This window comes from Tolypothrix campylonemoides VB511288_2 (genome assembly GCF_045999855.1).
In the GTDB taxonomy this organism is placed as follows: domain Bacteria; phylum Cyanobacteriota; class Cyanobacteriia; order Cyanobacteriales; family Nostocaceae; genus Scytonema; species Scytonema bouteillei_A.
Genome location: NZ_JBFPMW010000007.1, coordinates 165,715 through 186,487, shown reverse-complemented (window position 1 = coordinate 186,487; position 20,773 = coordinate 165,715). Strand labels below are relative to the sequence as shown.

20 protein-coding genes and 1 pseudogene are annotated in these 20,773 nt (G+C 42.3%); 12 read left to right on the top strand and 9 right to left on the bottom strand.

Annotation, left to right across the window (positions count from 1 at the left end):
- Nucleotides 1-85: 85 nt before the first annotated feature.
- Both AB0756_RS22040 and AB0756_RS22035 read right to left on the bottom strand, forming a co-directional pair.
- A complete protein-coding gene (locus AB0756_RS22040; protein ID WP_038077335.1) occupies nt 86-961 on the bottom strand; it encodes a fructosamine kinase family protein in 876 nt (291 codons plus the stop codon).
- 73 nt (nt 962-1,034) lie between these two features.
- Nucleotides 1,035-2,336, bottom strand: coding sequence for a M16 family metallopeptidase (locus AB0756_RS22035; RefSeq protein WP_038077337.1), 1,302 nt, complete (start codon nt 2,334-2,336; stop codon nt 1,035-1,037).
- Nucleotides 2,337-2,455: 119 nt separating this feature from the next.
- On the opposite strand from AB0756_RS22035, the gene crtD reads away from it, so the two are divergent.
- A complete protein-coding gene (crtD, locus tag AB0756_RS22030; protein ID WP_038077341.1) occupies nt 2,456-3,973 on the top strand; it encodes a C-3',4' desaturase CrtD in 1,518 nt (505 codons plus the stop codon).
- 116 nt (nt 3,974-4,089) lie between these two features.
- Nucleotides 4,090-4,683: a Uma2 family endonuclease gene (locus AB0756_RS22025; protein ID WP_038077350.1), complete on the top strand. Its 594-nt coding sequence runs from the start codon at nt 4,090-4,092 to the stop codon at nt 4,681-4,683.
- Between the two features lie 162 nt (nt 4,684-4,845).
- Here AB0756_RS22025 and AB0756_RS22020 read toward each other — a convergent pair whose 3' ends face one another.
- Entirely contained in the window at nt 4,846-6,939 is a 2,094-nt protein-coding gene (locus AB0756_RS22020; protein WP_050046835.1) for a type 2 periplasmic-binding domain-containing protein, read from the bottom strand.
- Nucleotides 6,940-7,091: 152 nt separating this feature from the next.
- Nucleotides 7,092-8,003 (bottom strand): Hsp33 family molecular chaperone HslO, encoded by a 912-nt coding sequence (gene hslO / locus AB0756_RS22015; protein ID WP_038077354.1) that lies wholly within the window; start codon nt 8,001-8,003, stop codon nt 7,092-7,094.
- A 193-nt stretch (nt 8,004-8,196) separates the two neighbouring features.
- On the opposite strand from hslO, the gene AB0756_RS22010 reads away from it, so the two are divergent.
- A complete protein-coding gene (locus AB0756_RS22010) occupies nt 8,197-8,580 on the top strand; it encodes a hypothetical protein (protein WP_038077360.1) in 384 nt (127 codons plus the stop codon).
- Between the two features lie 74 nt (nt 8,581-8,654).
- Here AB0756_RS22010 and AB0756_RS22005 read toward each other — a convergent pair whose 3' ends face one another.
- Complete coding sequence (locus AB0756_RS22005) at nt 8,655-9,872, bottom strand: HhoA/HhoB/HtrA family serine endopeptidase (protein ID WP_038077363.1); 1,218 nt, start codon at nt 9,870-9,872, stop codon at nt 8,655-8,657.
- Between the two features lie 196 nt (nt 9,873-10,068).
- Between AB0756_RS22005 and AB0756_RS22000 the strand changes: the two genes are divergently transcribed.
- From AB0756_RS22000 to menH, 3 genes are all read left to right on the top strand, one after another.
- The gene (locus AB0756_RS22000) at nt 10,069-10,470 is read left to right on the top strand and encodes a metal-sensing transcriptional repressor (RefSeq protein WP_038077364.1); all 402 of its coding nucleotides are present in this window, start codon (nt 10,069-10,071) and stop codon (nt 10,468-10,470) included.
- 899 nt (nt 10,471-11,369) lie between these two features.
- Nucleotides 11,370-11,792 carry an IS200/IS605 family transposase gene (gene tnpA / locus AB0756_RS21995; RefSeq protein WP_038077365.1) on the top strand — a complete coding sequence of 141 codons (423 nt, stop codon included), beginning with the start codon at nt 11,370-11,372 and terminating at the stop codon, nt 11,790-11,792.
- Nucleotides 11,793-12,579: 787 nt separating this feature from the next.
- Nucleotides 12,580-13,437, top strand: a complete 858-nt coding sequence (menH, locus tag AB0756_RS21990; RefSeq protein WP_038081239.1) for a 2-succinyl-6-hydroxy-2,4-cyclohexadiene-1-carboxylate synthase — start codon at nt 12,580-12,582, stop codon at nt 13,435-13,437.
- Nucleotides 13,438-13,464: 27 nt separating this feature from the next.
- On the opposite strand, the gene AB0756_RS21985 is transcribed toward menH, so the two are convergent.
- Together AB0756_RS21985 and AB0756_RS21980 are read right to left on the bottom strand one after the other, a co-directional pair.
- Nucleotides 13,465-14,139: a glycoside hydrolase family 24 protein gene (locus tag AB0756_RS21985; RefSeq protein ID WP_050046834.1), complete on the bottom strand. Its 675-nt coding sequence runs from the start codon at nt 14,137-14,139 to the stop codon at nt 13,465-13,467.
- Nucleotides 14,140-14,255: 116 nt separating this feature from the next.
- Complete coding sequence (locus AB0756_RS21980) at nt 14,256-14,915, bottom strand: NAD(P)H-binding protein (RefSeq protein ID WP_038081235.1); 660 nt, start codon at nt 14,913-14,915, stop codon at nt 14,256-14,258.
- A 166-nt stretch (nt 14,916-15,081) separates the two neighbouring features.
- On the opposite strand from AB0756_RS21980, the gene AB0756_RS21975 reads away from it, so the two are divergent.
- Nucleotides 15,082-15,735: a DUF1997 domain-containing protein gene (locus AB0756_RS21975; protein WP_038081233.1), complete on the top strand. Its 654-nt coding sequence runs from the start codon at nt 15,082-15,084 to the stop codon at nt 15,733-15,735.
- 63 nt (nt 15,736-15,798) lie between these two features.
- On the opposite strand, the gene AB0756_RS21970 is transcribed toward AB0756_RS21975, so the two are convergent.
- Nucleotides 15,799-16,269: a DUF4079 domain-containing protein gene (locus AB0756_RS21970; RefSeq protein WP_038081231.1), complete on the bottom strand. Its 471-nt coding sequence runs from the start codon at nt 16,267-16,269 to the stop codon at nt 15,799-15,801.
- 161 nt (nt 16,270-16,430) lie between these two features.
- On the opposite strand from AB0756_RS21970, the gene AB0756_RS21965 reads away from it, so the two are divergent.
- From AB0756_RS21965 to AB0756_RS21945, 5 genes and pseudogenes are all read left to right on the top strand, one after another.
- Nucleotides 16,431-17,708: an ankyrin repeat domain-containing protein gene (locus tag AB0756_RS21965; protein WP_050046830.1), complete on the top strand. Its 1,278-nt coding sequence runs from the start codon at nt 16,431-16,433 to the stop codon at nt 17,706-17,708.
- A gap of 52 nt (nt 17,709-17,760) precedes the next feature.
- Entirely contained in the window at nt 17,761-18,105 is a 345-nt protein-coding gene (locus tag AB0756_RS21960; protein ID WP_038081229.1) for a hypothetical protein, read from the top strand.
- Between the two features lie 126 nt (nt 18,106-18,231).
- Nucleotides 18,232-18,723: pseudogene (locus AB0756_RS21955) on the top strand (trypsin-like peptidase domain-containing protein); the annotation flags it as partial.
- A 104-nt stretch (nt 18,724-18,827) separates the two neighbouring features.
- Nucleotides 18,828-19,931 (top strand): PDDEXK nuclease domain-containing protein, encoded by a 1,104-nt coding sequence (locus AB0756_RS21950; RefSeq protein WP_038081227.1) that lies wholly within the window; start codon nt 18,828-18,830, stop codon nt 19,929-19,931.
- A gap of 95 nt (nt 19,932-20,026) precedes the next feature.
- Nucleotides 20,027-20,137, top strand: coding sequence for a hypothetical protein (locus AB0756_RS21945; protein WP_137986666.1), 111 nt, complete (start codon nt 20,027-20,029; stop codon nt 20,135-20,137).
- Here the strand turns inward: AB0756_RS21945 and AB0756_RS21940 are convergent.
- Nucleotides 20,121-20,729 (bottom strand): Uma2 family endonuclease, encoded by a 609-nt coding sequence (locus AB0756_RS21940; RefSeq protein ID WP_038081225.1) that lies wholly within the window; start codon nt 20,727-20,729, stop codon nt 20,121-20,123. The genes AB0756_RS21945 and AB0756_RS21940 overlap by 17 nt on opposite strands.
- Nucleotides 20,730-20,773 lie beyond the last annotated feature (44 nt).

Genomic DNA, 20,773 nt, shown 5'->3' with positions numbered 1-20,773 from the left:
TGTGTTGCAAGTTATAGATCACAGATTTTCTCTAGGGAATTTCTCTCTATGCAATTTAGGCATTTTTCTGATTTTTGCTGGAAATTCAAATATTTATCAATTTCAAAAGTTGAGCTATCATCTGGTTGGCTTGCGACGAGTAACTTCCACCAAATAAATTAAAATGATTGAGAATGTGATACAAATTATATAAAACTTTTCGCTGCTCGTACCCTTTATCTAAAGACCAAACTTCGTTATATCCTCGATAGAAAGCAGCCGGGAAACCACCAAAAAGTTCCGTCATGGCAATATCAACTTCGCGATCGCCATAATAGGTTGCTGGATCGAAAATGACTGGTTCTCCCGATACAGTACACCCCGCATTTCCTCCCCACAAATCCCCATGTACGAGGGAAGGTTGGGGTTTGTAATTTGCCAATAACTTAGGAATCGCCTCAAGCAACTCTTTTTCTTGAGGAAAATGACCGTGTCGCCGTCGAGCCAACTGGAATTGATAAGCCAAGCGATGCTGAGTATAAAATTCAATCCAATCTGCTGTCCAAGTATTGATTTGAGGAGTAGAACCAATAGTATTGTTCATGTCCCAACCAAAACCTTGGGTGTTTGTGGTTTTATGCATTGCTGCGAGTTTCCGTCCCATCTCTTCCCAAGATTTAGTGTTTCCCGAATTCATTTCCAACCATTCCAACACCAAATAGCTGTCATTCCCAGTGACCCCAGAGCATATTGGTTTGGGAACGCGGATTGTTGCTGTTTGATACATTTGCTGTAAGCCCAGCGACTCCGCCTGAAACATATCAAGTTTTAACGCCTGGTTGAGCTTAACAAAGTAAGTACGCTTACTATCAGAGACTGCATAACCTTGGTTGATGCATCCGCCACTAACTGAGCGTTGCTGTAAAGACTTAAATTGTTCGCCTGTCGCTTGACTGATGTGAGCGTCTATTTCAGACCACATAAGAATGGGGAGTCGGGGAGTGGGGGGACAAGGGGGACAAAAGAGAATAACTATTTAATCCCCAATCCCCAATTTACAATGGTTTAAGTACGACAACACCATAAGCGTCTGGCGAAAGATAATCTTGGGAAGCTTGCATTAACTCAGGTGCATCCAAACTTTGAACGATCGCAGGGTAATTAAATGCAGGCTCCAAGTCACCTACCATGGATTGGTAGTATCCATATAAAGTAGCGCGATCGCTTGGCGTTTCATTGCCAAAAATAAACCTGTTAGCAACTTTTGTCCGAATTTTCTCAATTTCCGATTTTTTTACCATTTCCAATTGTAGATTGTGAATGTGCTGGATGATTCGTGCTTCTACATCTGGTAAATTGTCTGCCGGACAATAAGCCAAAATATAAAAAGTTCCTTGTAACTGTTGGGTGATATTGCTAACAGAAATCTGAGAAACCAGTCCTCGTTCTTCTCGTAAATCTTGTACTAGCCTTGAAGTCAAACCGTGTCCGAGAATTCCTGCTAATACGTCTAACGCGTAAGTCTGCTCTAGTTGGGCTAACCCCGGTACTCGCCAAACGATCGCCAATCGTGCTTGTTGAAGACTTTCATCAGTAAATTCTTTGCGAACAATGCTTGTAAATGGAGGTTCGGGGTTCAGTAGGGAATGGTGAGTAGGAGCGCAAGGCATTGCACCCGTACAGGAGTGAGGATTCGTTGTGGCTTGCTCAAATCCTCGAGCAACAATTGCAATTAACTCATCCACGGGTAAATTCCCAACAGCTACAGCCGCGATCGATTTTGGTTGATACCAAGTTCTATGAAATTCTCTCATTTGCTGGGGCTGAAGTTGAGAAATGACTGATTCCGGACCCAAGACAGAACGGCGATAAGGCAGTTTATCAAAAGCTGTCTCCATTGAGCGTTGAAAAGTGCGACGGCGGGGATTATCTTCCGAACGCCGAATTTCTTCTAAAACTACCAATCGTTCTCGCTCAAAGGCTTCATCGGGTATGCTGGCATTGAGTACCACGTCAATTTGCAATGGTGCAAGTTCCGCAAAATCTTTCGGAGCAGCCGTGATGTAGTAATGAGTGTAATCCTGGCTCGTAGCAGCGTTTGTTACAGCGCCTCGCTCTTCAATGCGACGTTCAAACTCGCCGCTCACCAGTTGCTCGGTTCCCTTAAACACCATATGCTCTAGAAAGTGAGCGACTCCATTGATTTCGTCAGTTTCTATAGCCGATCCAACATTAATCCACAAGCTCAGGTTTACAGCTTCAATTGGTACTTGCTCGGCAACTATTGTTAAACCATTTGGCAATTGGTGCAGTTTGGGAGCGTTAAGGCGGGGAAACTTCAGCAAGGTTGATGTCATTGGGACTACTTGAGATGAGCCTGTTGTACTCTTCTATCTTACTAGGCGTCAAATCTACTATTTTTGATACGTGTTTTATAATTGTGATAGGAATATTAAGAAATATGTAGCAGATATCAATGCCCGGTCATAGTGTTGGCAATAGCAAATCTCGTGTTGCAGTTATCGGTGCCGGAATAGGTGGACTGACTGCTGGTGCATTATTAGCTCGCAAAGGTTACAGTGTTTTAATTCTAGATGGAGCCCTCGTTCCTGGGGGTTGTGCTTCTACCTTCAAGCGAAAAGGATTTACCTTTGATGTGGGCGCAACTCAGGTTGCTGGGCTCGAACCAGGAGGAATTCACCACCGCATTTTTTCAGAGTTAGAGATTGACTTACCAGAAGCAACACCCTGCGATCCGGCATGTGCGGTTTATTTGCCAGGTGAGACAAAACCCATTAATGTTTGGCGAGATCCAGAGAAATGGAAAGAAGAACGACAACAGCAGTTTCCCGGTAGCGAACTGTTTTGGGATTTGATAACGACTTTGTTTAAAGCTAGCTGGAAATTTCAAGGACGAGATCCAGTATTACCGCCCCGTAACTTGTGGGATTTGTGGGAGTTAACCAAGGCAGTACGTCCCGATACACTTATAACTGTTCCTTACACCTTATTTACCGTAGGTGATGCTTTGTTTGCATATGGGCTCGGAGATGACTACCGCTTGAGAACTTTTTTGGATCTGCAACTCAAGTTATATTCTCAAGTTGATGCTCAACAGACAGCTTTGCTTTATGCAGCAACGGCGTTAAGTGTATCGCAAGAACCTCGAGGATTGCACCATCTTCATGGAAGTATGCAAGTTTTGAGCGATCGCTTGGTAGAAGCTTTAGAAAGAGATGGCGGGAAATTGCTCATGCGCCACACTGTAGAGCATATCAAAGTTGAGAACGGCAAAGCAACTCACGTCATCATTCGCAATCAAAAAACTGGAGAGGTATGGACAGAAGCCGTTGACCATGTCGTTGCTAACGTAACAGTGCAAAATCTGGTGCAGTTGTTAGGAGAAAAAGCACCATTAGGCTACAAGCAACGAGTGGAAAAATTACCCCCTTCATCCGGTGCATTTGTGGTGTATTTGGGTGTGGATGAAAGCGCTATTCCTCCAGAATGTCCCCCCCATCTTCAATTTTTATACGAGCCTAACGGACCTCTTGGGGATAATAATTCCCTGTTTGTATCGGTCAGCCGTCCCGGAGATGGTCGCGCCCCGTCAGGACAAGCTACAATTATTGCCTCTTCTTTTGTCGATCCAGATCTGTGGTGGCGTACTGAAGATTACGAAGGTTTAAAACAGCACTATACACGCGATGCGATCGCGCGTCTTGCCAAATTCTTCTGCTTAAAACCAGAAACGCTCGTTCATGTTGAAGCAGCAACTCCACGTACTTTTGCCCACTACACGTCGAGAGATAGGGGTATTGTTGGCGGTATCGGTCAAAGAATACCGACTTTCGGTCCTTTTGGTTTTGCCAATCGTACACCGATCGGGGGTTTATGGCTTGTGGGCGACTCCACCCATCCTGGGGAAGGAACTGCTGGGGTGAGTTACTCGGCACTCACAGTAGTAAGACAAATTCTTGCAGAACGAATATAGCTGGCATATTTCTTCAATAACTTATGATTCCATAGACTACTCTTGAGTAAGAATATTCTGCTACCTTTTGGTAATACCATGCAAGTTGCTCTGCTGAATAATTAAGTGATATCTTTATGCAATTAAAAACACAAAAACCCTATTACACACCTGAAGAATATTTAGAACTTGAAGAAAAAGCAGAATTTAGAAGCGAATATCATGACGGAGAAATTGTTCCAATGACAGGTGGTACTACCAATCATAATAAAATTGCTCTGAATTTAGCTGCATCATTAAAGATTGCTTTGAGGGGTAAAAAATATGATGTTTATATGGCTGATGTTAGATTGTGGATACCTCGGTATCGGCAGTACACTTATCCAGATGTGATGGTAATTCAAGGGCAACCTGTTTATACAGGAACAAATACGACTACTGTAATGAATCCCTTGCTTATTGCAGAAGTTTTATCTAAATCAACTAAAAATTATGACCAAGGAGATAAGTTTTTATATTATCGTTCAATTTCAGAATTTAAAGAATATATTTTAATTGACCAATATTCTCATCATGTAATGCAATATGTGAAAACTGCCGAAGGTCAATGGTTATTTACTGAACTCGAAAACGAATCGGCAAATTTATCGCTGCAAACGATTGATTTTCAAGTTCAACTGAACGACCTTTACGATCGCGTTAATTTTGCTGAAATTGATGATGAGAATTAAGATATTTTGTAACTATTTGGTTGTTTGATGTTGGTGGGCATTGCCCACCCTACTAGAAAAATAGGCAATTTTCGGTCCAAAGTTTGCGTCTTGCACCACTCAACCTTGACCTATACCTTGCTCAAATTCATCAATGGTAGGACTTACGTGTAGCCCCGTTGATTACTGTCCTTCGGTAGTGGCGGGTTGCTCAACTGTGGGTTGTTCGGTAGGAGCAGTTTCCGGTGCTACCTGTGGTTCTGTTTGTGGTGCGGGAGGATTGAGAAATTCTTCCCAAGCTCTAATTTGGTCTCGTGCTGCACTGTACGCAGAAGTCCCTCGCGGAATTAATCGAGCTGTCTCAATACCCCTAGCCATGTCAGATTCGCCTTGAGCGCGAGCGATGTCTAACAATTGCTGGCTCCATTGATCGACGGCTACACTCACATCGCTCCACAACGAACTTCCCTCTGGCACTCTATTTGCTATCCGGATGGCTTCTGCTAATGCTTCTGGAGTTCCTGCAAGTGCTGTTTCTCTTGCTCTCTTCCAGTTTTCTCTAGCACGGAGTTGACCTTGCCATTCATCTATGGATGCTTGTGCTTCTCCTGAGAGCGCCCGCCCTACACTAATTTGTCTTGCTGTTTCAATGGCTGAGGGTAAATCCCCGCTACTAGCAAGTGCTCTGGCTCTGTCTAAGTATGGTTGATCTTCGGTGCGTTGAATTTTCTCGGTCCAAGTAGCAATTTTTTTTCTTGCTTCTCGATACAGCGCACGTCCTCTACGAACTTGATTTGCTTCAGCGATCGCAGCTTGCAATGAATTCACATCATCAAACAGGGCTATTTGATCGGCACGATCTAAGTAAGGACGATCTTCTATAATTTGTACTTGGGCAACCCAACGACCAATGTCTTGTCTTGCTTCCTGGGCGCGGGGATTGCTCGCTGGAATCAGTTGTGCTTCAGCTATAGCTGCTGATAAATCGCTCACTGTTCCTTGAGTTGCTAGCGTTCTTGCTTTTTCCAAACGCGCAACATCTTCAATTTCTAACTGCCACAGAGCAATCAATTTTTGTGCTTTTTCATATACGGGTCGGGAAATGTCTATTTGCTGAGCTTGGGAAATTGCTGTTTCCAAACCTGACACGGTACCCGTCCAAGCACTGTTTTGTGCTTCTGCGATCGCGATAAAGTCCTCTACTTCTAACTTTAACCCTGTCACCGCAGGTACTTTCTGTACGAGTGCAATGGCTCCATCTGCATCGCGCCGATCTAATTTTGTTTGTGCGATCGCCAGTATTTTGCGTCCAAAGTCTGTCAGGGTTGCTTGAGCTTTCTGATAAACGTAACTGTCTTTCTCAATAGATTCTGTCAGCTTGATCGCTTTGAGTATGTTTTCAACCGAACCAGTTTCTGCTAGACCCTGTGCTTTTGCCAACTTATCACCATCTTCTCGCGCACTCACGATCAAACGGTTGAGTTCATCGTACTTAGTTGTTGACCAATACTTATTATCTACTCGCAACAATTTTGAAGCCAGCATAAATGCTTGATGCCAATTTTGCTCGCGCAATTGCGCTTCCGATTCCTTATAAATTTCTTCTGCCTTTGACCAAATTGTCTGCCATTTGGCGACTTGTTCCTCGACGACTTTATAAGCTGAGACATCCTTTGGTACTTTTCGAGCCGTTGAAATTGCTTCTTCTAGCCTTCCTAACTGGAAATTCTGGTCAGCTAGATCCAAGATATCCTTTGACCATTCTTCCATGTAGCGATCGATTTCAGCTCGCAGTGGATGACTTGGCGGCAATTGCTTTACGAGGTCAATCGCTTGCAAAAGGTCTTTTACTGTTTGTTTGGAAGCTGCAAGTTGAGCGCAATGCAGACGCACTGAAGCACTTGCTAGTGGCCAGAAAATCGACGGACAGTTGGGCGCTGAGGGCAACTTTAACAGCATTGCTGTTGCCATAAAAGCGATGGCACCGGGAACCATTGCTAATAATAACGTCCACAGCACCCAACTTTTTGTCCATCTTGGCAATTTTCCATAACCACCAGGTGGAACGGGTTTGTTTGACTGACTATCTGAAGGCGATTTTTCCGACGAATTACTGTCTTTTTGGCGTTTCACAGACTTGGAGTTAGAACCAGTAGCTGGTACACCAGACGCGTCATTGCTGTTATATTGTTTCTTCGGGGATAATCCTGTCATATCATATGGCTCTCTTGCTCTACCCGGCAACCAACTTTCTGGCGTATCCCGCTCTGCTGTCATTGCTCACACCACAAATAAACGAATAGCGACTGTTATAGCTCCAAACCTCTGCTGCTGCCATAGTAACTTTCTCACTGTTAGAAAGCTATACTATATCCACATTATCCACATATACCATGAACTTTATTAATTAGACAGTACTTTTTTATACTTTATCTTCCTGTAGAAGCTTCTGCCTCTGCTTGCAAGTCTACAATAAGTTGAGCCAAATCATCCCGACTTGCATTGTATACAGTTCCGCAAAAATGACAAGTTGCTTCAGCACCGTTATCTTTGACCATCATGTCTTCCAATTCTGCCTGTCCCAACATTTTAAGGGCTCCCAACACTCTATTGAAAGAGCACCCACAATGGAAGCGCAGCATTTGTCTTTCAGGAAATATAACCAATCCCATATCTCCCAATAAGTCTTGAAAAATTTCTGTCAAAGACTTTCCTGCTTGCAGCAAAGGCGTAAACCCTTGTAAAGCAGCAACTCGTGACTCCAATTTTTCTACAAGGGCTTCATCTCTAGCTGCTTTAGGCAAAACTTGTACCAGTAACCCACCAGCTGCAGTGACTCCGCTAGGTTCCACAAAAACACCTAACACAACTGCTGAAGGTGTTTGTTCGGAAGTCATCAAATAATGAGCCACATCGTCACCAATTTCACCAGAAACAAGTTCCACAGTGCTTGAGTAAGGATATCCATACCCAACATCCCGCACAACATAAAGAAAGCCCTTACCGACTGCACCGCCAACATCCAACTTCCCTTTGCTATTTGGCGGTAGTTCCACATCGGGGTTGTCTACATAACCGCGTACTGTTCCATCTAGCCCTGCATCTATCAATATGCCACCCAAAGGTCCATCACCTTTCACTCGGACATTGACTCTTGAGCCAGAACGCTTCATACTAGAAGCCATCAAAAGACCGGCTGCCATAGTCCGGCCCAGGGCTGCTGTTGCTACATAGGAAAGTTTGTGTTTCGCTCTTGCTTCTTCTGTCAAACGTGTGGTAATAGCGCCTACTGCACGAATGCCACCATCTGCTGCTGTAGCGCGAATTAATTGATCGGCCATGAAATGAAAACCTTACCAATAATGTTTGACTGACATACCCGTTCGTTATTAAGCACGGGTACGATCGTTACTTTAGTATAACAAAACTTAATTTAAACATCGGCGATGGAAGTAAGCTAAAATTAGAAACTGCCTCTATGCCAACGTAATTCGTAATTCACAATTACGAACTTATATACGAATTTATAAAATAATGTTAGGAAATTTTCAGAAAAGTCAACTACGGATAGAAATAGAAGCATCTGCGATCGCAATTCGTAACAGTATATTGCGTCCAACAGAGCTAGAAAAATGGCTGCCTCACGGTCGTTTTTTCTCTGGAATGCCAGAAGAGCTTAAATCTGGATTTGAGTTTGTTACGCGTACCGGACCGATCGCAATTCACCATCACGTAGATGTCGTAGGTTCCGATTGCCTGCGCCTGCTTCTGAGTCAAGGAATAGACGGATTTCACGAATGGTACTGGGGAGAAGGCTGGGTGCAATCTCGTGTAGAAGGAGTCACAATCTTACCCCTATCTTTAGGGCAAACTTTGAGTTTGTTGAGTTTGCGTCAGTTTTTACAGCGTAAGGTGTAGGGGTTAGAGAGTAGGGATTGGCAGAGTTTGTCTTTCTTGTCTTCCTTATCTCCTACTCCCCTTGTCCCTATTTTTTACGAAGCATCTTGCAATTGAGCCGTGCGTACCGAAACTTGTTGTGTTTGGTTACCTCTTTGCACCTTCAACTGCAATGTTTGACCAACTCGACTATTTTCTACGAGATCCAGCAACTGTTCTCCCTTACTCACTCGCTGTCTCTCAACTTCAACAATTACGTCGCCCGGACGAATGCCAGCAGCAGCAGCAGGAGAGTTTGGTACAACACGGACTACAAAAATACCATTAATTTCTGGAATTTGCACCGGAGAATTGGGGTCGGAGTTGATTCGCCTTGCCACTTCAGGGGTTAAATCTTGCATTTGTATACCGATGAATGGGTGATCGACCTTTTCCCCTCGTTGCAGTTTGGCAGCGATAACTTTGGCTTTATCAATAGGAATAGCAAAGCCGATACCCATAGCATCACCACGGATGGCTGTATTGATACCAATCACTTCACCCTGACCGTTGAGCAGAGGACCCCCAGAGTTACCGGGGTTAATGGCTGCATCTGTTTGAATAAAATCCAAGCGCTTGTTACCAATTCCTACTTGAGCGCTAGAACGTCTGAGGGTACTAATAATTCCTAAAGTTACAGTATTATCTAATCCCAGGGGATTTCCCAACGCGATCGCCCAGTCTCCTACTTGCACGTTTGCCGAAGAGCCCAAAGGAGCAACTGGTAAATCCGCACCTGCATTGATTTTAACAACTGCAAGATCGGTGACTTCATCAGCACCGAGTACTTTTCCTTCAAAAGTGCGATCGTCTTTAAGGCGAACTGTTACCTTATCAGCCTTATCTACCACATGGGCATTAGTAACGACTAAACCACTTTTATCAATAATAAAACCCGAGCCCAAACCGCGCATTTGTTCTTGTGGCATTTGTCGTGGAAAAGACTCACCAAAAAATCGACGGAAAAAGGGATCGTCAAAAAAGGGATCGGAAGCGCGACGAGAAACAGTACGTTCAGTATCAATTCTCACAACTGCATTGCCGACACGATTTACCGCCGCTGTCACAAAGCTACTACTACCCATAGCAGTCGTTGCGGGTGAAGAGCGTTGAGCGAGGAGTTGTGGTGAATCAGCCGTTGGAGAAAAGGGTGCTGGTTCTGCTTGGGAGGGTGACACGCGCAACGTGCTAACAGTTAACACAACTCCCAAAACAATTGCTAATACATGAGTAGTGAGTTGACGTATTGACCGGGGTAATTGGGAAAATCGCATAACCACAACCTAAAGTTTTAGCCTAAATTGTTGCTAGATGAGAAAATAGTCTCTATAGCTATTTTTACAGGTTGATAACAATTACTGTCCATAGACGGTTGTTTTCCGGTCTAAGTTTCCCCCACTCACCATCACACTCATTTCTTGCGTCTAAGTTAGGATTTAATTGACTGGCTGCACTTTCTCAAGCAAAACTATGAACGGATCGACTCGATTACCCAAACAATCCTTACCTATCTCCCAACAGGAAGAGGATTTATTTTGTGACAATAGCAATCACGAGAACACACAGCACCATCACAAGCACGAACATTCGGTTCATTCACACGTTCATAGTGAAGAGTCTTTGCGGCGAATTGTCAATCGTCTATCACGTATAGAAGGACACATTCGAGGCATTAAGACAATGGTACAGCAAAGCAGCCCTTGTCCTGATGTGTTGTTGCAAATTGCTGCTGTTAGAGGAGCTTTAGATCGGGTAGCAAGAATTGTTTTAGATGAGCATTTAACAGATTGTATTGGTAGAGCGGCAAAAGAGGGCAATATTGAAGATGAACTCGAACACCTTAAGGCGGCGTTAGATCGATTTTTGCCTTGAAAACATATTTTATGGAGTTGGGTTTGATACCGAGTGGTTTTCGGGTTTGATACCGAGTGGTTTTCGGATTTGATACCGAGTGGTTTTCGGGTTTGATACCGAGTGATTGGAAATCACGGCTATACAGGCGAAACCCGCCTGCGCGGGTTTTTTCATCGCACTCTTGTTCGGGTGTGGGCTTTGATACTAAATGGTTTTCGGGTTTGATACCGAGTGATTGGAAATCACGGCTATACAGGCGAAACCCGCCTGCGCGGGTTTTTTCATCGCACTCTTGTTCGGGTGTGGGCTTTGATACTAAATGGTTTTCGGGTTTGATACCGAGTGATTGGAAATCACGGCTATACAGGCGAAACCCGCCTGCGCGGGTTTTTTCATCGCACTCTTGTTCGGGTGTGGGCTTTGATACTAAATGGTTTTCGGGTTTGATACCGAGTGATTGGAAATCACGGCTATACAGGCGAAACCCGCCTGCGCGGGTTTTTTCATCGCACTCTTGTTCGGGTGTGGGCTTTGATACTAAATGGTTTTCGGGTTTGATACCGAGTGATTGGAAATCACGGCTATACAGGCGAAACCCGCCTGCGCGGGTTTTTTCACCACACTCTTCTTCTGTTTATCAATTCGATTTTAATATTGTAAAATTTTGCTGAATATAATTTTATTAGCATAGAAGATTTTTTAGGTAATAAATAGCTTTTTACTTCCGCGTATATACGGATTTTACATCATTTAAAATTAACCATAATAAAATAGCAGCATTGCTAATTGATTTGATAATTTATAAAATCTATACATTTTCCTTGGTAAAGGAGAGTATCAGAGCCTCCGGTTGTATAGCCAAGATTTTTAATTTTCAGGCATCTATCAAATAAATTTGGAAAAAATCTTACAAAGAAATGCGTTCAAATTTTACCCAGTTATATTTACATTGTGTCTGGGCAACTTGGGATAGATTGCCTCTAATTACACTGGATATTCAGCAACAAATTTATGCAGTAATTATTAAGGAATGCACTCAACTAGAATGTACGGTAATTGCCATTGGAGGTATTGAAGATCATATTCATTTACTAGTAAGGTTTCCTACTACTCTAAATATAGCTCAATTAATAAAACAAATTAAAGGTAGCTCTTCCCATTTTGTAACTCATGAAATTAACCCAGGGAAATTTTTTAAATGGCAAGGTGGGTATGGAGCATTTACAGTCAGTCATAATGGTATAGATAACATAGCCGACTATATTAGAAATCAGCCCCTTCATCATAAGAAAAAATCAATAGTTTCTGATTGGGAGTTAACTCCTACAGCATCGGTATAGAAATCATAAAAACCTAATTTCTTCGAGTGAAATTTTGTGGAGTTCTGAATCATCTCAAAAACCCGCGCAGGCGGGTTTTGTCTGTATAGATGCGATTTCAATCGCCTCAAGAGATTGGTGAAATATTGTGGAATTCTAAATCATCTTAAAAACCCGCGCAGGCGGGTTTTGTCTGTATAGATGCGATTTCAATCGCCTCAAGAGATTGGTGAAATATTGTGGAATTCTAAATCATCTTAAAAACCCGCGCAGGCGGGTTTTGTCTGTATAGATGCGATTTCAATCGCCTCAAGAGATTGGTGAAATTTTGTGGAATTTTAAATCATCTCAAAAACCCGCGCAGGCGGGTTTCGCCTGTATAGACGCGATTTCAATCGCCTCAATAAATCGGGGAAATATTGTGGAATTTTAAATCATCTCAAAAACCCGCGCAGGCGGGTTTCGCCTGTATAGACGCGATTTCAATCGCCTCAATAAATCGGGGAAATTTTGCTGGCTCATAAATCATCTCAAAAACCCACGCAGGTGGGTTTCGCCTGTATACGATGTGATTTCAATCGCCTCAATAAATCGGGGAAATTTTGCTGGCTCGTAAATCATCTCAAAAACCCACGCAGGCGGGTTTCGCCTGTATACGATGCGATTTCAATCGCCTCAAGAAATCGGGGAAATTTTGCTGGCTCGTAAATCATCTCAAAAACCCACGCAGGCGGGTTTCGCCTGTATACGATGCGATTTCAATCGCCCGCCATCCTAAAATAGGATCTGTTTCAATACTGCTCTACTCATGAATCCACAAAACTATCAATTTCACTACACCTTCACTGGTTCTTCAGATAAACCACTGATTCTTTTTCTACACGGTTTCATGGGTAACAGTCATGAATTTGACGAAGCCATAACATTACTATCTAAAGAATTTTACTGTCTCACAGTTGACCTTCCCGGACACGGGAAAACAAAAATTTTTGGTGATAGCGATCGCTATACAATGGCAAACACTGCTGTAGCTCTAATTCATTTACTAGACGAACTAAAAATTTCTCAATGCTTTTTAGTGGGTTATTCAATGGGTGGAAGGCTAGCTTTATATCTCACTCTCCATTTTCCACATCGATTTTCAAAAGTTGTTTTAGAGTCTGCTTCTCCTGGCTTAGCCACAATTACCGAACGAGAAGAGAGAATAAGACGTGATGAACAAATTGCCAGAAAGCTAGAAAGAAGTGTTGAAAGAAATGATTTTATCGCTTACCTGTCCAACTGGTACAATCAAGCAATTTTTGGCTTGATTAAAACCCATCCTCATTATCAGGTTCTCCTAGAAACTCGGTTGCAAAATAACCCAATTGAACTGGCTAAGTCATTACGTTTTATGGGTACCGGACAACAACCTCCGTTATGGGAAAAGTTGAAAGAAAATACAGTTCCTATGCTTTTGCTAGTTGGTAAGTATGATGAAAAATTTGTAGATATTAATGGAAAAATTTCTAATTTTTGTACATTTTGTCAATTAGAAATGATTGATAAAGTAGGGCATAACATCCATTTTGAAAATACTCTTGCTTTCGTTGAAAGTGTTAGGAGATTTTTTCTGGAGGCGGAGCCTCGTAAAATACATTCCCAGGCTGAGCCTGGGAACGAGTAACTCAGGAACAAATGAATCGATCGCCAGTTACTGGTTGCTGTTAACTACAGAGTTCAATTCTTCTTGCAACACCCTCTGATAAATATTTGGCAAAGACCGACTAACAGAGTTAGTTTCAATACCATAACCCAAACTGGTCCAAGTAGGAGATAACCGACGCAAAACGTCTTTTATCTTTCCTTGACGCAGTTGTTGAGATATATCTACTCCCCAAACTTGCGAATCATTAAGCCAACGATAAACTACAACGTCTTGATACTCTGCTTCAAAACTATAAGAAGACCAAAACATAAATCGGTTGGGGTTTGGGTGATAGCGCGATGCAATTCTATACCAGGTCGTATTTATCACTTGATATCTACCAGCAGCTGTCGAACAGTTACCTTTGTTTGGACCTGAGACAATAGTGACGCATATCTCAGGATGGCGGCTGAGATTGTTCACTTGTTGTCCTCCGTATAAAAGCGAATAGGGACGATTACCACTCGCTTCACTCGCTGAAATAGTCCGCATGAGGGCGCGAATATAAGGATCGCCCCCTTTCATGACTAGGGTTGGTTGTCTTTGACTAAATACCGGATCGGGTTGCGATCGCAAATCACCAAACACGTACCACTGTATCAAACATATAAAGCCAAGAAGAGCGACTATCGGTCCTATAAGCTGTTCAACGCCGCCTTTCCGTTGTTCTACACTTTTCAGAGTCCCACTCCTTAAACTTGCCTGCTGTTGTCAATCAAAATATAACAACAATATCTGACGTAATGTTTCAGTAAAAGTTCGTTAACGCTTTGGTAGTTAGTGGTTAGCCGTCAGTGTTAAACCACGTTGGTAAATAATTCACCAAAGCTTTTTGCAGGGGCGTCTTCCCTAGCAACGATCTCCACAATTTTATTTTTCGCTGCTGTTTCAAAAAGTGCCTCTACACAAACTTGTGCAACTTTCTGGCGGGGAATGCTACCGTCAAACAATGTATCAGCGCTTTGCATGACAATCCGATTGGAGTTATCCTCATTTTTTAACCCACCAGGTCGAACAATCGTATAAGTCAAACCGCTTTTTTGGAGGAATTCCTCTGCTTGCTTTTTCCAAACTAGAATGAGCCAGAATAAATTCAGTGGGTGAAAAAACTGTGAAGTACACAACGAAGAAACCAAAACAAAATGCTCAATTCCCTTTGCTTGCGCTACCTCTACCAAATTTTTTGTGCCTTCATAGTCCACCTTATAGGGTCCTGTCGGGTCAAAGCTTGGCGACGCCCCTGTGGCGCATAGCAGTACCGTGCTATCTCCTAATGCAGTAGACAAGTTTTCTGGGTGTAACACATCACCTTGTACCAATTCTGCTTCTATCGGTAAAATACTTCTTGCTTTCTCAATATCTCTGACCAGAGCACGAACGGGTATATTCCGCGCTATCAGTTCTTGTACTATCCGACGACCCGTTTCACCTGTTGCCCCTGCTACAAATGCTTTCATTGTATTTTGAGAAACTTGTATTTTTACAATTCTGTTTTCTATTTTAGAGATTCTTTATGACAGATTTTTGAGATTTGAGTAAAAATGGTGATTTAGTGCGAAACATTCCACTGAATTTGGGAAGTATTAATTTAGCTAGATTGTTCAGCATATAAAGAATAGTTATATGATTTCAAACAATTCGGAATATCGATCCTTGGATACAAATGAAGCGGTCTTTTCCATCCCGTCAACTGTAGAAACCTCTGAGGATACGACTCTAGACGCAACTATAGGGACGCCAAGAAGGTTTTATGGCTGTTACAGTGATTGTATGGAAATGCCTGCTCCTTCTAAGATTGTTGCTGAATATCTAGATAATCATGCCTTATGGTTTTCGCGTTGTGCTGAACCGATGAAGGTAGAATCTCTGAGTAAAAATGGCTATGCTCTCACTGTCGGTCGCTTTGGCGCATTTGGCTATGAAGTTGAGCCAAAAATTGGTTTGGAATTATTGCCTCCTGAGGAAGGAATTTATCGCATTCAGACCATTCCAATTCCTAATTACCAAGCTCCCGGTTACGATGTGGATTATAAGTCATCGCTACAGTTACTAGAAACTGATGCCAAAGACTCTAACCATAAGGCTGGTACAATCACGCAAGTTGAATGGGAACTGCATCTAGCTGTTTATATTCACTTTCCAAAGTTTATTCAGCGATTACCTAAATCTATCATTCAATCTACAGGCGATCGCCTTCTCAACCAAATTGTTCGCCAAGTTTCCCGGCGCTTAACTCGCAAAGTTCAAGAAGATTTTCAAAAAACTTTATATCAGTGACAGGAGAGCCGACTTCTTAAAGAAGTCGGCTCTCTTGCAGCGAGCATTAGCCACTCTCAATGACTATGCTTGGGTGAGAATCCTTTGAACGATTTGCACTCCGGTAATAGCTTGCCAAGCAAAAAGACCTAGAAGAGCAAAATTTAATAAAATATGAGTTGCACGCGCCCAGTTTGCTCCTTTTTGCATATAGGGAGATAAAGCAGCCGAAAAGGCAATTAAACTAGTCATCCCTAACCCTGCTAGCAAGTGAGGTCCGACAAACAGCTTACCGTTATTAATATATGTAACGGCCATACCACCAACAGCACCCGCCACCATAAAGGCTAGAAGTAAAGAGCCAATTTGGTGGTGTCTGACATTATATTTACCTTTTATTAATTCTTTCTTTTCTTCACCCTGAGCATTTCTGGTCCGTTGAACTTGTAGTCCCAAATATGCTGCATATAGAGATAGGAGCAGTAGCGCCCACATCGCGATCGGGTGGAAGAAATTTAACCAATACTTAACTGACGGCGAAAGCTCCAGATTCATGGTGTTCTCCCAATAATTAAATCTTAATAAAAGTTATCATAACGCTGTAGCCAATGGGGAGTGAGGAAGTGGTAAGTAGTTATTAGTTAGTGTTTAATCGTTAGTAGTTAGTAGGTGCTACAACAACCAACCACTAACAACCAACCACTAACCACTAACAAATGACGAACAACGATGCCTTGCTGTTGGCTGCGAAGAATGGCGATATCAAACGGGTGCAAGCATTACTTAACGCTGGCGCACAAGTCGATACAGGCAATGGCGATGGCACAACAGCTTTAATGTTTGCTGCTAGTTTGGGATATACCGAGATCGTGCGCTTGCTTCTCGATCGAGAAGCAAACATTAACATCCGGAGGAAGCGTTACGGTTTGACAGCTTTGATGTTAGCAGCTAGCGCCAATCAGCTTGACATTGTGAAGCTGTTAGTGTCGAGAGGGGCTGATGTTAATACGACTAATGAAGATGGCAGTACAGCCTTAATGGTAGCTGCTCTAAAAGGTCATGTTGAGATTGTCCGCGCCTTACTTGCTGCTGGAGCAGAGGCAAATATTAAAGATAAAGATGAGGATACAGCTTTCAATTTAGCAGTTAAGCAAGGACACGCTACAGTTGTACAAGCACTAATACAAAACGGTGCAGATGTCAATAGTAAAAATGAAGAAGGCGATACCGCTTTGATGGTAGCAGCGGATTTAGGTCATTTGCAAGTCGTTCAAACATTAATAGCTGCAGGTATTGATGTGAAGGCACAAAACGAGGATGGCGGAACTGCTTTGTCAGCCGCAGCCGCAGCAGGATATAGTGCGATCGCATCCGCGATACTTGCACATCAAGCTGATGTGAATGCTCGAGACAAAGATGGCGAAACAGCCCTCCATCTTGCTGTAGTAGAAGGTTATACGGATGTTGTTAAAGTTTTACTTGATGGCGGTGCAAATGTAGGCATAAGAAATAACTTAGGCGATACACCCTTGCTTACAGCAGCATTGCAGGGGTACAGCTCAATTGTTGAGTTACTCCTTCAACGGGGAGCAGATAGCAATGAGAAAAATTTGGGTGAATTTCCACTAACACTAGCAGCTACTCAAGGACATACAGAAACAGTCAAAGTTTTGCTCGCTCACGGTGCAAATGCGAATATAAAAGCAGACGATGGCAAAACAGCACTGATAAAAGCAGCGGAACGCGATCGCATTGGTGTGCTCGAACAGCTTCTAGAAAAAGGAGCAGATGTTAACTTGCAAGATTCCGCCAAAGCCACAGCCTTAATGTGGGCGGCTTCACGAGATTGCGATCGCGCCGTGCAATTGTTGGTGCAAGCAGGAGCAGATGTGAATGTCAAAAATCAAGGTGGTTATACAGCTTTGATGTTAGCTGAATTTAACGGATGTCATAGAGTTATACGAACTTTAAAAGCTGTAGGAGCACAGGAATAATTTTAGTTGTTGATAAGTTACCATAAAATCAAAGATATCCAAAAAGTAACCCATGTCTGAATCAGTCCAGTACATTACTAATGAACAAGGAGAACGAGTTGGTGTACTGTTAGATTTGCGAACATACCAAGACTTGATAAACTTATCAACGACAGATGAGGAAATTTTAAATGGCTTAAGTTTGGATGAACTGCAAGCTTTAGCAGAAAGTACATTATCTCTAAAAACTCAAGTTCAATTAGATGATTTACTAGTTCGGAATGCAGAAAATCAACTATCAGCTGATGAAACTGCTACTTTAGACCATCTGTTAGCACAGGTCGATCAACTAAACATTCTCAAAACCAGAGCTAAGTACACCTTAAAGCATTTTGATAAAACATCGGAAGTGGCGTGAGCATTTACGTTCCTGTTGAATTACAAAAACGCATTCGGAACCATTTTGTCAATTGTTGTGCCTATTGCCGTAGTGCTGAAGCTCTAACAGTTACTTTTTCAAGGAAGTAACAAATGTCTTGATTTAGCCTTGCTTCAAATTCGCGGACAAAATCGCTTACCAAAATTAAACTTTGCTTCCTTGAGTGCAGTTCGCAAGGGACAACAAGTGTTTGCCATTGGTTATCCTCGTGGAATTAAGCCTTCCTCGATTACTCAAGGGATTGTTAGTAACATTTACACAGAACTAGGTTTTATTCAAACAGATGCCAACCTTAACCCTGGTAATTCTGGAGGTGCTTTGTTAAACAGTCGGGGAGAACTTTTGGGTATCAATACTAGGAAAGTAGATACAGACACTAATGGGATGAATCTTGCAATTTCTAGCGAGAAGATTCAAGCTTTTATTTTAGCTTACAAGCAAGGACTTTCACCCTCCATAGGTCAATTCCTAATTCCTGCTACTAAGCAAAAGAACAATCAACTCGCCCAAAAACTAGCTCTTAATGGTGTGGATGGTCAAACTTTAGCTAGTGGCAGCGTGGATCGGACTATTAGGATTTGGCGAACATCTCCTTGATTTTATTTTGGGGAGGCGTGATGTGTCGGCTGCTGCTATTATCATACAAGCAGGGTGACTGCTTGAAGATTCATTGATTAAAGATAACTTGTGCTGTTTGGGCTATGGCTCCTAGAAACAAAAGTAATCTGCAATTACCCGCTAATTACGGGGAGGCGCTCAAATCCATCAAAGCACGTATTCATTCTACCCAAATTCAAGCCGCAGTAGCAGTCAACAAAGAACTGATTGCACTTTATTGGGATATCGGACAGGAAATAATCTCTCGCCAAGAGTCCGAAGGATGGGGAACTGCTGTCATTGAACGGTTGGCTAAAGATTTGCAAAAATCTTTCCCTGGAGTTAAAGGCTTTTCAGCACGGAATATTTGGCGGATAAGAGCTTTTTATCTCGCTTATACTCTTGATGTCAAAAGTGTTGTGGATGTTATACCAGGTGTGGATGGAATAATTCTGCCACAAGCTGTGGCAGAAATTCCTTGGGGTCATAATATTTTATTATTGGAAAAGGTAAAAGATTTAAAAGCAAGGTTTTGGTATGTTCACAAAACCCTTGAGCATGGTTGGAGTCGTTCTGTTTTATGGCATCACATCGATACAAAGCTTTATGAGCGACAATTTGAAGCTGAAAAAACGACAAATTTTAATTTTACTCTACCTTCCCCTCAATCAGATTTAGCACGGGAATTATTAAAAGACCCTTATAATTTTGATTTCTTGACTTTAGCAAAAGATGCTCAAGAAAGAGATTTAGAAAGGGGTTTATTAGAGCATATAAGAGAGTTCCTACTAGAATTAGGAGTTGGATTTGCTTTTATGGGCAGTCAATATCACCTCAAAGTTGGTGATGAAGATTTTTATATTGACTTACTATTTTATCATGTCAAATTGCGTTGTTATGTAGTTATTGATCTAAAAATGAAGGAATTCAAACCAGAATTTTCAGGCAAGATGAGCTTTTATGTTTCGGCGGTTGACGATATATTACGACACCCTGATGACCAACCTACTATTGGAATTATCTTATGTAAATCAAAAGATAAAACAGTGGTTGAATATTCATTACAAAATATGAATAGACCGATTGGAGTTTCAACTTATAAATTACGGGATGTTTTACCTGAAAAATTACAAGGAAGTTTACCAACTATTGAACAGTTAGAGGCTGAGTTAGACGCGGTTCCTTTAGAAATCGAAGATGAGGAATAAAAAATAGAAAATAGCCCCCCTGCAAACTCTGTCATTGATGACTCTAGTCTGCTGAAAACTTTGAGCGGACATTCAAACGTTGTTACTTCGTCGCTATCAGCCCGAATGGGAAGATTCTTGCTAGTGGTAGTGATGACAACAGCATCAAAGTGTGGAACACCACAAGTGGGATCTGGACTAACTTAGCCGCTAACGCTTGCGATTGAGGATTTGTTCGGTTGTTAGCTGAAGTTCTGTAAATCGGGATTGGATGAGTGTATTTCCTGTATACTCCTCCTCCTCATACAAACCATCAACTAACTTATAAACCGTTATCTTGCGTTTCTCTGGGTCGATCGCCCAGTACTCAGGAACTGCTCTTGCTGCATATTCAGAACGCTTAAAGCGATAATCGCGTTCGCCCTTGGCGCAAGCCGTACCCGGCTTATCTTCATTGGTTTTACCAGGTGACACGACTTCAATAATTAACTCTGGTGGAGGCATTTCTAGGTCGATTGTACCTCTGTTTGTTTGTCCCAAAATTTCTGCTAGTTCCTCTGACAGAATCATGAGATCTGGTAGCCGTGTCTGTACTTGCGATCCTGATACTGCAATCTCCGTGTCTTTATGACAAATTTGCGTGTCTAGTAGGAATTTAGCAAACTGGAGTGCTAAAAAAAATGAAATTCTAGAGTTGAGAGGACTTTCGGGAGGCATTTCAACTAACTCTCCACCCACAAATTCATACTTCTTATCCGTATTATCGTTGTAGCGTAAGTACTCCTCAAAGGTCTTAGGTAACTTAGTGGTTTGAGTCATAGCGGATAGCTACCCCAGCTTTAAGCAATTCCAACAAACACATA

Coding starts and splice junctions, on each gene's coding strand:
- AB0756_RS22040 (WP_038077335.1), bottom strand. CDS start 961: ATGTGGTCTGAAATAGACGCTCACATCAGTCAAGCGACAGGCGAACAA.
- AB0756_RS22035 (WP_038077337.1), bottom strand. CDS start 2,336: ATGACATCAACCTTGCTGAAGTTTCCCCGCCTTAACGCTCCCAAACTG.
- crtD (WP_038077341.1), top strand. CDS start 2,456: ATGCCCGGTCATAGTGTTGGCAATAGCAAATCTCGTGTTGCAGTTATC.
- AB0756_RS22025 (WP_038077350.1), top strand. CDS start 4,090: ATGCAATTAAAAACACAAAAACCCTATTACACACCTGAAGAATATTTA.
- AB0756_RS22020 (WP_050046835.1), bottom strand. CDS start 6,939: ATGACAGCAGAGCGGGATACGCCAGAAAGTTGGTTGCCGGGTAGAGCA.
- hslO (WP_038077354.1), bottom strand. CDS start 8,003: ATGGCCGATCAATTAATTCGCGCTACAGCAGCAGATGGTGGCATTCGT.
- AB0756_RS22010 (WP_038077360.1), top strand. CDS start 8,197: ATGTTAGGAAATTTTCAGAAAAGTCAACTACGGATAGAAATAGAAGCA.
- AB0756_RS22005 (WP_038077363.1), bottom strand. CDS start 9,872: ATGCGATTTTCCCAATTACCCCGGTCAATACGTCAACTCACTACTCAT.
- AB0756_RS22000 (WP_038077364.1), top strand. CDS start 10,069: ATGAACGGATCGACTCGATTACCCAAACAATCCTTACCTATCTCCCAA.
- tnpA (WP_038077365.1), top strand. CDS start 11,370: ATGCGTTCAAATTTTACCCAGTTATATTTACATTGTGTCTGGGCAACT.
- menH (WP_038081239.1), top strand. CDS start 12,580: ATGAATCCACAAAACTATCAATTTCACTACACCTTCACTGGTTCTTCA.
- AB0756_RS21980 (WP_038081235.1), bottom strand. CDS start 14,915: ATGAAAGCATTTGTAGCAGGGGCAACAGGTGAAACGGGTCGTCGGATA.
- AB0756_RS21975 (WP_038081233.1), top strand. CDS start 15,082: ATGATTTCAAACAATTCGGAATATCGATCCTTGGATACAAATGAAGCG.
- AB0756_RS21970 (WP_038081231.1), bottom strand. CDS start 16,269: ATGAATCTGGAGCTTTCGCCGTCAGTTAAGTATTGGTTAAATTTCTTC.
- AB0756_RS21965 (WP_050046830.1), top strand. CDS start 16,431: ATGACGAACAACGATGCCTTGCTGTTGGCTGCGAAGAATGGCGATATC.
- AB0756_RS21960 (WP_038081229.1), top strand. CDS start 17,761: ATGTCTGAATCAGTCCAGTACATTACTAATGAACAAGGAGAACGAGTT.
- AB0756_RS21950 (WP_038081227.1), top strand. CDS start 18,828: ATGGCTCCTAGAAACAAAAGTAATCTGCAATTACCCGCTAATTACGGG.
- AB0756_RS21940 (WP_038081225.1), bottom strand. CDS start 20,729: ATGACTCAAACCACTAAGTTACCTAAGACCTTTGAGGAGTACTTACGC.